This window comes from Aequorivita vitellina (assembly GCF_022008365.1).
In the GTDB taxonomy this organism is placed as follows: Bacteria; Bacteroidota; Bacteroidia; order Flavobacteriales; family Flavobacteriaceae; genus Aequorivita; species Aequorivita vitellina.
In genome coordinates, this window is record NZ_JAIRBA010000001.1 from 1 (window position 1) to 13,945 (window position 13,945).

The 13,945-nt window shown below is 36.3% G+C and carries 9 protein-coding genes and 1 tRNA gene; 9 read left to right on the forward strand and 1 reads right to left on the reverse strand.

Annotated elements, in window-relative coordinates; genetic code table 11:
* Positions 1–189: 189 nt before the first annotated feature.
* Entirely contained in the window at positions 190–798 is a 609-nt protein-coding gene (locus K8089_RS00005) for a superoxide dismutase (RefSeq protein ID WP_237601207.1), read from the reverse strand.
* 156 nt (positions 799–954) lie between these two features.
* On the opposite strand from K8089_RS00005, the gene K8089_RS00010 reads away from it, so the two are divergent.
* From K8089_RS00010 to K8089_RS00050, 9 genes are all read left to right on the forward strand, one after another.
* A complete protein-coding gene (locus tag K8089_RS00010) occupies positions 955–4,095 on the forward strand; it encodes a UvrD-helicase domain-containing protein (protein ID WP_237601208.1) in 3,141 nt (1,046 codons plus the stop codon).
* 23 nt (positions 4,096–4,118) lie between these two features.
* A complete protein-coding gene (gene kbl, locus K8089_RS00015; RefSeq protein WP_237601209.1) occupies positions 4,119–5,318 on the forward strand; it encodes a glycine C-acetyltransferase in 1,200 nt (399 codons plus the stop codon).
* Positions 5,319–5,440: 122 nt separating this feature from the next.
* Positions 5,441–6,826, forward strand: coding sequence for an OmpA family protein (locus K8089_RS00020; RefSeq protein WP_237601210.1), 1,386 nt, complete (start codon positions 5,441–5,443; stop codon positions 6,824–6,826).
* Positions 6,827–6,899: 73 nt separating this feature from the next.
* The gene (locus K8089_RS00025; protein ID WP_237601211.1) at positions 6,900–9,626 is read left to right on the forward strand and encodes a PD-(D/E)XK nuclease family protein; all 2,727 of its coding nucleotides are present in this window, start codon (positions 6,900–6,902) and stop codon (positions 9,624–9,626) included.
* Complete coding sequence (locus K8089_RS00030) at positions 9,626–10,465, forward strand: alpha/beta hydrolase family protein (RefSeq protein WP_237601212.1); 840 nt, start codon at positions 9,626–9,628, stop codon at positions 10,463–10,465. The genes K8089_RS00025 and K8089_RS00030 overlap by 1 nt, the downstream gene beginning before the upstream one ends.
* Positions 10,466–10,545: 80 nt before the next feature.
* Positions 10,546–10,619 (forward strand) — tRNA-Ala (locus tag K8089_RS00035).
* Positions 10,620–10,673: 54 nt separating this feature from the next.
* Positions 10,674–11,189: a GNAT family N-acetyltransferase gene (locus tag K8089_RS00040; protein WP_237601213.1), complete on the forward strand. Its 516-nt coding sequence runs from the start codon at positions 10,674–10,676 to the stop codon at positions 11,187–11,189.
* Positions 11,190–11,218: 29 nt separating this feature from the next.
* The gene (locus K8089_RS00045; protein ID WP_237601214.1) at positions 11,219–12,553 is read left to right on the forward strand and encodes an MATE family efflux transporter; all 1,335 of its coding nucleotides are present in this window, start codon (positions 11,219–11,221) and stop codon (positions 12,551–12,553) included.
* A gap of 127 nt (positions 12,554–12,680) precedes the next feature.
* A complete protein-coding gene (locus K8089_RS00050) occupies positions 12,681–13,904 on the forward strand; it encodes an O-antigen ligase family protein (RefSeq protein WP_237601215.1) in 1,224 nt (407 codons plus the stop codon).
* Positions 13,905–13,945: the final 41 nt, after the last annotated feature.

Sequence of the window (13,945 nt, forward strand, 5' to 3'; positions counted from 1 at the left end):
GTCTTTTTTTATACCCAAATCTGAACGGGGTGGCGAGCATCCGATGTTTTAATACAAAGTTCTAAATATCAATCGAGCCGTTTCCCTCCTCTCAAGACACTCGTTTCATTTCACTTAAAATTTTCCATAAAAAAATCCACAGCATTAAAAAAAGCTGTGGATTCTAAATTTAAAATGTAGAATATTTTATTATTTATTCTTTGCGTAATTTGCAGAAACTTCTTCCCAATTAACCACATTCCAAAATGCACCTACATAATCAGGACGCTTGTTTTGGTATTTCAAATAATAAGCGTGCTCCCAAACATCCAAACCTAAAATTGGCGTTCCACCGCAACCTACATTCGGCATCAATGGGTTGTCTTGGTTTGGAGTAGAACATACTTCAACTTTTCCACCTTTATGAACGCAAAGCCAAGCCCAACCTGAACCAAATTGTGTTTTGGCAGCATTAGAGAATTTCTCCTTAAAAGCATCAAAACTTCCAAAGGCATCGTCAATTGCTTTCGCCAAATCGCCAGACGGTTTTCCGCCACCATTTGGAGACATCACTTTCCAGAAAAGACTGTGGTTGTAAAATCCACCCCCGTTATTACGAACGGCTTTATTTTCCATATCAAGATTGTTCAAAATATTTTCGATGGATTTTCCTTCCATATCCGTGCCTTCAATTGCAGCATTTAGATTGTTGGTATAGCCTTGGTGGTGTTTTCCGTGATGGATTTCCATGGTTCGAGCATCAATATTTGGCTCCAATGCATCGTGTGCATACGGTAATTTTGGTAATTCGAAAGACATAATTATATCGTTTTATTGGTTACTAATAATTTTACCCAAATTTAATAATTCTTGTAACCTAAATATGTTATAGCTTTTATAAGATTTCTATTTCACTATAGATTAATTTGATTTCGAAGCTAGAAAAACAGTAATTTAGTACAAAATGTTACTTCTTTGGAAAAATCCCACTCAATTTCAATTTACAATGCTGCTGCCGGAAGCGGAAAAACCTTTACCCTCGTAAAGGAATATCTGAAACAGATTCTTTCGGCCAAAAACGATGCTTATTTTAAACACCTTTTGGCCATTACGTTTACAAACAAAGCGGTGGCCGAAATGAAGCAACGCATCGTGGAAACTTTAGTGAATTTCAGCAACGATAAAAACCCTGCAGCACCCTTGCCAATGATGCTTATACTCGCTGAAGAAACAGGCTTGAGTGTTGAAGAAATTCAAAATCGTTCCCAAAATATTTTAAAAAATCTCCTTCATAATTACGCGGCATTTAGTGTTGAAACCATTGATAGATTTAACCATCGGCTTATCCGAACTTTTGCACGCGATTTAAAACTGCCTACCAATTTTGATGTTACCCTCGAAACAAATGATCTTTTAGCCGAAGCTGTAGATTTGTTGTTGAACAGAGCGGGTGAAAACAAAGAAATAACCAAGGTATTGCTGGATTTTGCATTAGAAAAAACCGACGATGATAAGTCGTGGGATATTTCGAGAGATATTGCCAGCGCGGCAAAATTACTTTATGACGAAAATGATTCCGACCACGTTTCTATTTTGAAACAAAAACCACTGGAAGATTTTCTTGAATTTAAAAAGCAGTTAATTTTTAAAAAGAAGCAATATTCCGAAGCAATTGAAACCATTGCGTCGCAGACACTTCAGTTAATTGAGGAAAGTGGTTTGCAGTTTGACGATTTTAGCGGCAGTTATTTGCCGAAGCATTTTCAAAACCTTGCAACGGGCAGATACGATATAAATTTTTCGGCAAAATGGCAGGAAACCATGGGCGAAAAACCACTTTATCCGGGACGGGTTTCTGCTGCGATTGGAGGAATAATCGATGAATTAACTCCCGTTTTTATCACAAATTTTCAGCAAACTAAAGTGTTGGTTTTTAAAATGCTATTGGTTGAAAATATATTGAAAAACACAACTCCACTTTCTGTTATAAACCTAGTGAATCAAGAAATTGAAACCATAAAGGAAGAAAAAAACGTGCTACCCATTTCAGAGTTTAATTCCCTGATAAATAACGAAATAAAAAATCAACCCGCACCTTTTATTTATGAACGTTTGGGCGAAAAATACCGTCACTTTTTTATCGATGAATTTCAGGATACCTCAAAATTGCAGTGGGAAAATTTAATTCCGTTAATTGACAATGCGCTGTCGCAACAATTGGAGCCAAGCTCTGGCAGCCTTTTATTGGTGGGCGACGCCAAACAATCTATTTATCGCTGGCGCGGTGGATTACCGGAACAGTTTATGGATTTGTACGGAAAAACGAATCCTTTTCAGCGTGAAAAAGAAGTACTTTCTTTGGGCACTAATTTTAGAAGTTGTGCCGAAATAGTAAATTTTAATAACGAGTTTTTCACTTTTACTTCTTCCTATTTTGCCAATACGCTTCACAAAACTTTATATAAAGAAGGTAACCAGCAGGAATGCAATTCTAAGAAAAACGGCTATGTAAAGTTTGAATTTATCGAGAAACAAAATAAAGCTGAAAAAGACGAAACCTATTCAAACCTTGTTTTAGAAACAATTAATAATGTAAAAAATAACGGTTTTTCGGAAAGTGATATTTGCATTTTAACTCGCCGCAAAGCAGATGGAATCGCCCTCGGAGCTTTTTTGATGGAGCAGGATGTGCCTGTTATTTCTTCCGAAACATTGCTGCTGCAATCTTCGCCATTGGTGCAAATGTTGGTGTTTGCGTTGCAGCTTTGTTTGTATCCAAATAATGACGAAGTTAAAATTCAGTTGCTGGATTTACTGCACGATCACTTAAATATTTTAGATGAAAAACATACTTTTTTTATCAAATTTCTAAATATTTCCGAAGCAAAATTCACAGAAAATCTGAAGGAATATAACATCGATTTCACTTTTGCCGAAATGCGTACAGTTTCGCTTTACGAAGCTTTTGAATACTGCATCGAAAAATTTAAAATTGCGGAAGTAGCTGATGCGTATCTTTTCGGTTTTATGGATTTGGTTTACGATTTTGAACAAAAACCACAGGCCGATAAAATTTCGTTTTTAGATCTCTGGGAAACAAAAAGAGAAAGCGCTTCTATTCCCGCCAGCGAAGGGACGAACGCGGTGCAATTAATGACCATTCACAAAGCAAAGGGGCTGGAATTTCCGGTGGTAATTTTTCCGTTTGCAGATATTAAATTATACGATGGCAAGTTTGACAAATTGTGGTATCCGTTGGAAAATGAAGACTTCAATTTTAAAGAAGCGCAGATAAATTTTAAGTCTGAAATTGCCAATTATGGCGAAGAGGGCGAAGAATTGTACAACGAACATAGGAGTCAGTTGGAGTTGGACAACATAAACCTGCTCTACGTTACGTTAACCCGCGCGGTAGAAAAATTATACGTTTTTTCTGAAATGCCCAAAGAGTCGAAAGATGGTATTCCTTCAAGCTACAACCAACTTTTTATGGAGTTTTTGAAACAAAAAGGATTGTGGAATAGCGCTCAAATGATTTATGAATTTGGAAATGATTTGGAGAAAATTTCGAAGGAAAAAGAAGTCATCGCGCAGATTGAACCCCAATTCCTGTCAAGCAGTCCAAAAAATCATGGATTGAAGCTGGTATCTTCACAAGAAATATATTTGGAAGAAGATACGGCCGCCGCGATTTCTGCGGGTAATTTGCTTCACGAAACCATGGCTAAAATTTATTCGGAAGCCGATGCAGCAACTGTTTTGATGGAATTGGAAGCACGCGCAATTATTCCGAAGGAAGAATTTGAAAAGTTACAGAGAACCGCATTTCAAATTGTTCAACATCCCGATTTAAAAAATCTGTTTTCTGGAACAAGTAAAGTTTACAACGAACGAGACATAATTACAAAAGACGGTTTGGTTTTGCGGCCCGATAGAATAAATATTAGCCCCGCAAACACTGCCATTATAATTGATTACAAAACAGGAATTCCCAATAGCTGGCACAACGAACAATTGGTTGATTATGCAAATGCACTTGCCGAAATGGGCTTTTCGGTTGTCGAAAAAATACTTATATATAGTAACGAGGATGAAATAGTAATAAATAAAGTTTAATTTTGAACTTTAAAATAAAGATTATGTACGGAAAAATTAAGGAACATTTACAGAAAGAACTTGAAGAAATTAAAGAAAACGGTCTTTATAAAACAGAGCGAATTATAACTTCGCCTCAGGATGCCGAAATAACTATTTCTACTGGGCAAAAGGTTTTAAACTTTTGTGCGAACAACTATTTAGGGTTATCGGCTAACAAAGAGGTGATTCAAGCTGCTAAAGATGCAATGGATACGCACGGTTTTGGGATGTCTTCCGTTCGTTTTATTTGCGGCACCCAGGATATTCACAAAGAACTGGAACAAAAAATAGCCGATTTTTACGGCACTGAAGATACCATACTTTACGCCGCCTGTTTCGACGCCAATGGTGGAGTATTTGAGCCACTGTTAGGCGCGGAGGATGCTATAATTTCAGATTCGTTAAATCACGCTTCTATTATAGATGGGGTGCGTTTGTGTAAAGCAGCTCGTTATCGTTATGAAAATAACAATATGGAAGATTTGGAAAAGCAACTCATCGCTGCCAATGAAAAAGGAGCACGCTTTAAAATGATAGTTACCGACGGTGTATTTTCAATGGATGGTTTAGTTGCACCACTCGATAAAATATGCGACTTGGCCGATAAGTACGACGCCTTGGTAATGATAGACGAATGTCACGCCACAGGTTTTATTGGCGAAACAGGACGAGGTACTTTGGAGGAAAAAGGAGTAATGGGTCGCGTTGATATTATAACAGGCACTCTTGGAAAAGCACTCGGTGGCGCAATGGGTGGTTATACTACGGGTAATAAGGAAGTTATAGACATGCTTCGCCAACGTTCGCGTCCCTATTTATTTTCAAACTCCTTAGCACCGGCAATTGTTGGTGCCTCTATTAAGGTGTTTGAAATGCTAGCAGATAATACAACACTAAAAGATAAGCTGGCAGAAAATACTGCATATTTCAAAAAAGGATTGCAAGAAGCAGGCTTTGATATTATTGATGGTGATTCGGCAATTGTGCCGGTAATGTTATACGATGCAAAGCTTTCACAGAAAATGGCAGATAGGTTACTCGAAGAAGGCATCTATGTAATAGGCTTCTTTTTTCCGGTTGTTCCTAAAGGTAAGGCGAGGATAAGAGTTCAACTTTCCGCGGCGCACAATAAAGAACATTTAGATAAAGCGCTACATGCGTTTATTAAGGTAGGAAAAGAATTAAAGGTTATTCACGATTAAATCCTTTATTTACCCACCAATAGCAACGATTTTAGGAAAATTTTATTAGATTTGCTTTTGTTTATAAAATTTAACAACTTACTTTTGCTCTTAATTAACACTTAAAAATTAAACAATCGAATATGAAACATCTTAACAGATTATTAGTTGCTGCTGTCCTTTTTATGGCAATCGGGGTGGCGAACGCGCAAGACGAAAACAATCCTTGGGCTGTTGAGGTTGGTGTAAACGCTGTTGACGTTTATCCAGCAGGTCTCAACGAAGACCAAGTACGTATCCCAGCTGCTGCTAGAGGGGATATCTTTGACGAATACTTTAATGCAAACGACCATTGGAATATCCTTCCATCGGTTTCAAGACTAGCTATCAGTAGATATATTGGGAGTGGTTTTGTATTCACTGCAGCAGGTTCTATTAACCGAATTAACAAATTAGGTGATGTTGCTGTTAACGATTTAAGCTATTACAGTGCAGACGGTGAAATTAAATACAGCCTTAAAAATGCACTAAACAGCAGTTGGTTTGATCCTTCTATCGGTATCGGTGGTGGTTACACTTGGGTAGACGATATAGGATTTGGTTCTGCTAACGCACTAGCTGGTGTTAAGTTTTGGTTCAACGACTATTTAGCGCTTAACCTTCAATCAACTTATAAGCATGCTTTCGAGGATACTTACGGAATTACTCACTTCCAGCACTCTGCAGGTGTTGTATTCCAATTTGGTGGAAAAGATACTGACGGTGACGGAATATATGATAAAGATGACGAATGTCCAGAAACTCCTGGTCTTCCAGAATTCAACGGATGTCCAGATACTGACGGCGACGGAATAGAAGATAGACTTGACGAATGTCCAAACACTCCAGGTTTAGCTGAATTCAACGGTTGTCCTGATACTGACGGTGACGGTATTCCAGATCATCTTGACGAATGTCCTACTGTAGCTGGTTTAGCTGCTCTTAACGGATGTCCTGATGCTGACGGTGATGGTATCGCTGATAAAGACGATGCTTGTCCTAACGAAGCTGGTCCAAAAGAAAATAACGGTTGCCCTTGGCCAGATAGAGACGGTGACGGCGTACTAGACAAAGACGATCAATGTCCAGATGTTGCAGGTACTGTAGCTAACAAAGGTTGTCCTGAAGTTTCTGTTGAAATTATCAAGCAATTAAACGAGTACTCTAAAACAATCTTGTTTGATTATGACAAAGCAACCATTAGAAAAGAATCTTACTCAGCGCTTCAGAGCATTGCAGATATTATGAAAGAATATCCTAACGCTAAGTTCCTTATTGAAGGTCATACTGACAGCCGCGGAAGTGATTCATACAACATGAAGCTTTCTAAAGAAAGAGCTGCTTCTGTTCACGATTACTTAGTAACTATCGGTATGGATGATGATCGCTTACGCTCTGAAGGTTTTGGAGAAGAGAGACCAATTGCAACTAACAATACTGCAGCTGGAAGACAACAAAACCGTCGTGTTGAAATTTCTTTAGAAAAATAATTTCAACCAATAAGTTTTAATAAATAATTTTGAAACGCCTCCGATATTCGGGGGCGTTTCTTATTTTTAAGCTATGCAAACTTTCCTTCAAGAAGCCATTCACGATATTGAAAATACGGGCACAAATATTTCAGAGATTACATGCATTTTGCCTAGCAAACGAGCTGGAAGCTTTCTTCTCAACGAACTAAAGAAAAACAGTAATGTTACAAAGTTTGCACCTCGCATTTGTAGTATCGAAGAGTTTATTGAAGATCTATCTAATATTAAAATAATTGATAACACCGAACTGCTATTTAAAAGCTACGAAGCCTATCTCAAAACCGATACTATACTTAACAAAGAAGATTTTGAAACTTATTCAACTTGGGCCACTACCCTTTTGAACGACTTTAATGAAATTGACAGATATTTAATAGATCCTGTACCCTTTTTTAGTTATCTAGCCAGTATTAAAACATTAGAGCGATGGGGCGTAACGAATGAAAAAACAGAGCTTATAACAAATTATCTTCGCTTTTGGGAAAGCCTACCCCTATTCTATAACACAATTCAAAATTTACTATTAAAAGAGAACATCGGCTACCAAGGAATGGTTTACCGTGAAGCGGCTGCAAATATTGAACATTACATAAATAACAATAAAAATAATAAACACTTTTTTATTGGTTTTAACGCCCTAAATACTGCAGAACAGCATATTATTCAAGAATTACTGGAAGTTGATAACACCGAAATATATTGGGATATCGATCGTATTTTTTACAACGATACAAAACATAGCGCTTCCTATTTTATAAGAAAATATATAAACGAATGGCCGTATTTCAAAAAAGCATTACCTAAGATTATCGCTGAAAATTATGGACGGCCTAAACAATTTCAACTTGTAGAGGTTCAAAAAAATATTGGGCAAGCAAAATATGTGGGAGAACTGCTTGCTACGCTTTCTGATGAAGACTTAAATAAAACAGCAGTTGTGCTTGGCGATGAAAATCTCTTGGTTCCGTTGCTTTATTCGTTGCCAGAAAATGTGAAAAACATAAACCTTACCATGGGGGTTTCACTGAAGAATTTTCCAGCCGTAGTATTTTTTGAAATGCTTTTCACCATCCAGCAGCGTAACGTAGAAATACTTTATTACAAAGATATTCTTTCAATTTTAAATCATCCTTTCGGAAAAAGCTTAATAGCAAATTCAAGCGATATTTCTGAAAACTTAACACGTGAAAACATCACACACATTTCTGTTGAAGATTTAATTAAACTTTCAAATACCTCAGCAAATGAAATGCTTCAACTTCTTTTTAAAAATTGGAAAGACGATAGCGGTACAGCCATAATATCGTCAATAAAAATTGTTGAAAAACTTAGAAAAATACATAAATCCAGCACTATCGAAAGTGTTGTGTTACTGCAACTACATACCGTTTTCGGTAAAATTGAAGCACTAAACCAAAAATATCCACACCTCAAAACTATTAAAAGCGTACGCACACTTTTTACTGAATTAACGGCAACAACTTCGCTAGATTTTGAAGGCGATGCTTTTAATGGACTTCAATTAATGGGCGTCTTGGAAACGCGCGTGCTAGATTTTGAAAACGTAATAATCACTTCGGTAAACGAGGGTATCTTTCCATCCGGAAAATCGAACTCTTCCTTTATTACTTACGATTTAAAGCAGCAGTTCAACCTTCCGCTTTATTCTGAAAAGGATGCAATTTATACGTATCACTTTTACAGATTATTGCAGCGGGCCAAAAACATTACCTTGCTCTATAACAATCACGCTGAAGGAATAAATACCGGTGAAAAGAGCCGCTTTATTCGGCAATTGGAAGTGGAGTTACAACCAAACCACACGCTTAAAAAACAAATCCTTTCGCCGAAAGTGCACATAAAAAAACAAGAACTACGAGAAATAAAAAAGACCGATCCCGTAATGCAGCGCCTACGTGAAATTGCGGCAAAAGGATTTTCACCTTCTGCTTTAACCAGCTACATTCGGAATCCTTTGGAGTTTTATTTTCAGAAAATTTTAAGGCTAAACGAATTTGAGGAAGTGGAAGAAACCGTGGCTGCAAATACGTTGGGCACCATTGTTCACGACACTTTAGAAAAGTTTTATCAGCCGTTGGAAAGCAAGGTACTCACAGTTCAATATTTGCAGGAAATAAAAACTCGTATTCACGACGAAGTAACCGCACAATTCAAAAAAACATTTAAAGGCGGCACGTTTTCAAAAGGTAAAAACCTGATTATTTTTGAGGTTGCAAAACGTTATATTTCGAACTTTATTGACCGAGAAATTTCCGATGTTGAGGCTGGAAACAGTATAAAAATCATAAAAATTGAAGCTAAGCTAACTTTGGAAATTCCGTTTTCAGAGCTAGATTTTCCTGTAAATATTCACGGAAAAGTGGATCGAGTTGATGAATACAATGGCCAACTTCGGATTATAGATTACAAAACGGGCCAAGTAAAACAGGGCGATGTAGAAATAATTGAATGGGAAGAAATAAACCAAGATTATAAATTCAGTAAAGCCTTTCAAATCTTGATGTATGCTTTAATGATGAACAAAGAATTGCCAATTAACAATGCTGAAGCCGGGATTATTTCATTTAAAAATTTGGGCAGCGGGTTTCTAAAATTTGGCACAAAAACTTCTGCTTACAGTAAAAGAAACCATCAAATAAACGCCGATACTTTGGCAACCTTTACCGTTGAATTAAAGAAATTAATTTTGGAAATTTGCGACCCAAACATTCCATTCACCGAAAAAGAAATCGCCTAATGATAATTAATAGAAATAAAATCCTCTCTGCCGAAAATAAAAAACCAATTTTGTACGATGTGTATTTTAATGAAAGTAGAAATCCACTGCCCGTTGTGGTTTTTTGCCACGGTTACAAAGGATTTAAAGATTGGGGCGCGTGGCATTTAGTTGCCGAAGCTTTTGCAAATGCTGGTTTTTGTTTTGTAAAATTCAATTTTTCGCACAACGGTGGAACAATGGAACAACCCATTGATTTTCCCGATTTAGAGGCTTTTGCTGAAAATAATTTTAGTTTAGAATTGGATGATTTAAATAGGATTTTAAATGAAATTGAAAAAGGAAACGAAAATCTTCCGAGCAATATTTCGTGTATTTCTTTAATTGGTCACAGTCGTGGCGGTGGAATTGTACTGATAAAAGCCGAAGAAGACCCCCGAATAAACAAAGTTGCAACTTGGGCAGGCGTAAGCGATTTTAAAGCCAGATTTCAGGAAGACACGGATGAATTTGATGCTTGGCGAGAAACAGGCATTACGCACGTAGAAAACAGCAGAACAAAGCAAATGCTGCCTCATAAATTTCAGTTTTATCGCGATTTCAAGAAAAATGAAGAACGGTTTTCAATCAATCGTGTGGTTAAGAATTTAAAAATTCCTCAACTCATTGTTCACGGTAGCAACGATCCTACTGTTTCAATAAAAGAAGCAAAAGCAATTCATTCTTGGAATCCCAAAAGTGAACTTGAAATTATTGAAGAGGCAGATCACGTTTTTAACGCTAGACACCCTTGGAATGAAAGCTCGTTGCCAAACCAACTTAAAAAAGCAGTTGAAATAACAATTGATTTTTTAAATTGAAGCTTGTATTAAAAAATTCACTATTTTTGGCATCCCAATCTGCAAATATTTCTTTGCTCCCTGAGCTTCGGAATACCAATGGGGGATTAGCTCAGCTGGCTAGAGCGCTTGCATGGCATGCAAGAGGTCATCGGTTCGACTCCGATATTCTCCACAAAAAAACCATCGTTACTGCGGTGGTTTTTTATTTTTAAAATTCTTTTCTAAAATGATTCAAAAGGCAGACATTTCACAAATTGATCAAATACTTGCAGTTACAAATGCTTGTGCCAACCACATGAAAAATTTAGGGATTTTTCAGTGGAACGAAAACTACCCGAATGCCGAAACCTTTATAAACGATATTGAACATGAAGAGTTATATGTATATATTTCAGAAAAAATGATTGTTGGTTGCATCGTAATTTCAACAAAAATGGATGAAGTGTATAAATCTGTAAATTGGCTCACTCCAACTTCAAATCATTATTATATTCATCGTTTAGCTGTTCATCCAAACCAACAAGGAAAAGGTATAGCACGCAGTTTGATGGATTTTGCTGAAAACCTTGCTATTAAAAATAAAATTGTCTCCATTCGGTTAGATACTTTTAGCCAAAATAGTCGCAATCAAAAGTTTTATGAAGCTCGTGGTTATACGCGTTTAGGCGATATTTACTTTCCCAATCAAAGTGAGCTTCCTTTTTATTGTTATGAATTACCACTACCATTAAAAGCTTCTTAACCGCTCCTATTTTGTAGCTTTGCGCATTTATGCAACGCACCGATATTTCATTTAAACGCATTCAACAACTTGCCATTCCAGCCATTATTTCTGGAATTGCCGAGCCAGTACTTTCTGCCACAGATGCAGCTGTTGTTGGAAATTTAAACGAGTTCAGTATTGAATCGCTTGCGGCAGTTGGTATCGTTGGGTCATTTCTGTCAGCACTTATCTGGATTTTGGGACAAACTCGAAGTGCTATTTCAGCAATTGTTTCTCAAAATTTAGGAGCCGGAAAATTGAAAGATTTACAAAACTTTCCAGCGCAGGCAATTTATTTCAACATTGCGCTGAGCATTATCGTTCTATTTTCAACGTATTTTTTTGTTGAAGAAATTTTTAAATTGCTAAATGCCGAAGGACTGATTCTGTCTTTTAGCATAGACTATTACAACATTCGCGTTTGGGGTTTTCCGCTAACACTTTTTACTTTTGCAGTTTTTGGATTGTTTCGCGGACTTCAAAATACTTTTTGGCCAATGGTTATCGCGACCATTGGTGCAGCGTTAAACATTGGGTTAGATTTTGCTTTAGTTTACGGTATTGAAGGATACATTAACCCTATGGGAATTAAAGGTGCAGCCTGGGCAAGCCTAATTTCACAAGCAATAATGGCCACGATGGCCTTTATTTTTCTTTTGAAAAAAACCGAAGTTTCTTTGAAATTAACCTTCCCCCTGCATCCCGAAATTACACGGTTAGTAAGTATGAGTTTCAATCTTTTTTTACGTTCCGTGGCATTAAACACTGCATTAATACTTGCAACTAGAGAAGCAGCCGATTTAGGAAAGGAATATATTGCCGCGCACACCATTGCCTTTAATATTTGGATTTTTACTGCATTTTTCATCGATGGTTATGGCGCTGCCGGAAATATTTTAGGAGGAAGGCTTTTGGGGGAGCGCAATTACAAATCGCTGTGGCAGCTAACAAAAAAAGTAAATCTTTACAATATTGGCGTTGCCAGCGTGTTAGTTTTTATAGGATTTCTGCTTTACGAACCTTTGGGTTTGCTTTTTAATAAAGATTTAAAAGTAATTACCGTCTTTTACGGTATGTTTTTTATGGTACTGCTATGTTTGCCGTTTAACGCATTGGCTTTTACCTTAGATTCAATTTTTAAAGGATTGGGTGAAATGGGTTATTTGCGAAACGTACTTTTAGGCGCCACAATTTTTGGCTTTATTCCTGTATTGTATTTTTCAAAATATATGGATTGGGGACTTATCGGTATTTGGGCCGCGCTCATTGTTTGGGTGGCATATAGAGCGGTAGCATTGATGATTAAATTTAAAAGAAAATACATTCCGCTGATAGAAAATTGACTTTATTGTTATAAACTTCAAACCAATTATCTACTATCCTTACTATTTAATATATTTCAACTATGTTAAAATATCTCGTCAGAGTTTTCTATCTTCCCCTAAAATTTAGAAAACAGATTTTACAACAATGAGAATCCTTCTTTCAGCTATATACCCATATGCTTTTTTGTTGCTCTATCTCATTATTCCTTTTGATAACTACATTAGGGCACTTCCAAATATTCTTTTGGCAATTTTGGTTGTAGCTTTTCCTTTTATTGTGAAAAAGGAAGATTTCAAAAAACTAAAATCATTTCCTATTGCAGTATTTTTAATCCTATTTACCTATTTAATAATTGATTCGTCTAGTAGCGGCAGGCTATTCGAAGATTTTAATATTATTAAAAAGGTGATGATAGCCGTAGGTTTAGCCATACTTTATATTCCCGTAGCCGATGCAAAAAAAATTAACAGCGCCATCATTTTTTCATCTTTGGCAGCAATTCTTTTTTCGGTTTATAATTTTGTACTCATCACAGATGCTTACGGAACTTTTAGGCTCGGCGATTCTCCACAAGTTGTAGAGTCGTTGTTGATAGATAGACTCTATTTGGGGCTTCTCTGTATTTTTAGTATTTTAATGTCGTTTCAAGAAATTCAAAAAAAATATCACCCCAATAACAATTATTATTTAGCAAATATTTTAATTAACGCCATATTCATTGTTTTAATCGCTTCAAAAATAGCAGTTGTTTCATTGTTTGTATTATTGTTAATTCATCAATTTTATGGCAAGCGTAAAATTTGGAAAATTGTAATTGCAATTGCAGCAATTGCAATGGTTGGGGCATTATTTCTTGTTGTTAAAAATGGAAAAGATATTCAATTAAACCAAGCTGTAACTCAAAAAAAGCCGCCAACATTTATTGAAAAATCACTTACTTACGAAATTAGAACCGTTGTCTGGAATTGCGCACAAAATATTATTAATGAAGAAGGATTTACGTTAACAGGAATTGGCTTCGACACTACAAAAGATCGATTGGTATCTTGTTATGAAACTCAAATTCCGAACGCAAAAAAACGAGAAAAATTTATTGCCGAACGTTATAATACACACAACCAATTTATTGATTTTTACATAAGTGCCGGTGTAATTGCCTTACTGCTTTTTTTACTGTTTATTGCCACTAGTTTTATAGCAATCCGAAAACAATTTTTCCCTACCGCTATGCTTGCAATATTATTATTGTATTGTATGGTTGAAAACCTCTTTCACAGGCAAATTGGCGCATACTACGTAGGGCTCATTTTAATTGTATTAATGACGAGTCTTAAAACAAAGGAAAACAAGACCATAAAAACGATATAATAAGAATTGCATATTGTACTTTTGCATTCGTTAAACTAAAA

Bases quoted from the DNA above. Each gene is read 5' to 3' on its own strand.
- K8089_RS00030 (WP_237601212.1), top strand. From the start codon at position 9,626: ATGATAATTAATAGAAATAAAATCCTCTCTGCCGAAAATAAAAAACCA.
- K8089_RS00025 (WP_237601211.1), top strand. From the start codon at position 6,900: ATGCAAACTTTCCTTCAAGAAGCCATTCACGATATTGAAAATACGGGC.
- K8089_RS00005 (WP_237601207.1), bottom strand. From the start codon at position 798: ATGTCTTTCGAATTACCAAAATTACCGTATGCACACGATGCATTGGAG.
- K8089_RS00050 (WP_237601215.1), top strand. From the start codon at position 12,681: ATGAGAATCCTTCTTTCAGCTATATACCCATATGCTTTTTTGTTGCTC.
- K8089_RS00040 (WP_237601213.1), top strand. From the start codon at position 10,674: ATGATTCAAAAGGCAGACATTTCACAAATTGATCAAATACTTGCAGTT.
- K8089_RS00045 (WP_237601214.1), top strand. From the start codon at position 11,219: ATGCAACGCACCGATATTTCATTTAAACGCATTCAACAACTTGCCATT.
- kbl (WP_237601209.1), top strand. From the start codon at position 4,119: ATGTACGGAAAAATTAAGGAACATTTACAGAAAGAACTTGAAGAAATT.
- K8089_RS00020 (WP_237601210.1), top strand. From the start codon at position 5,441: ATGAAACATCTTAACAGATTATTAGTTGCTGCTGTCCTTTTTATGGCA.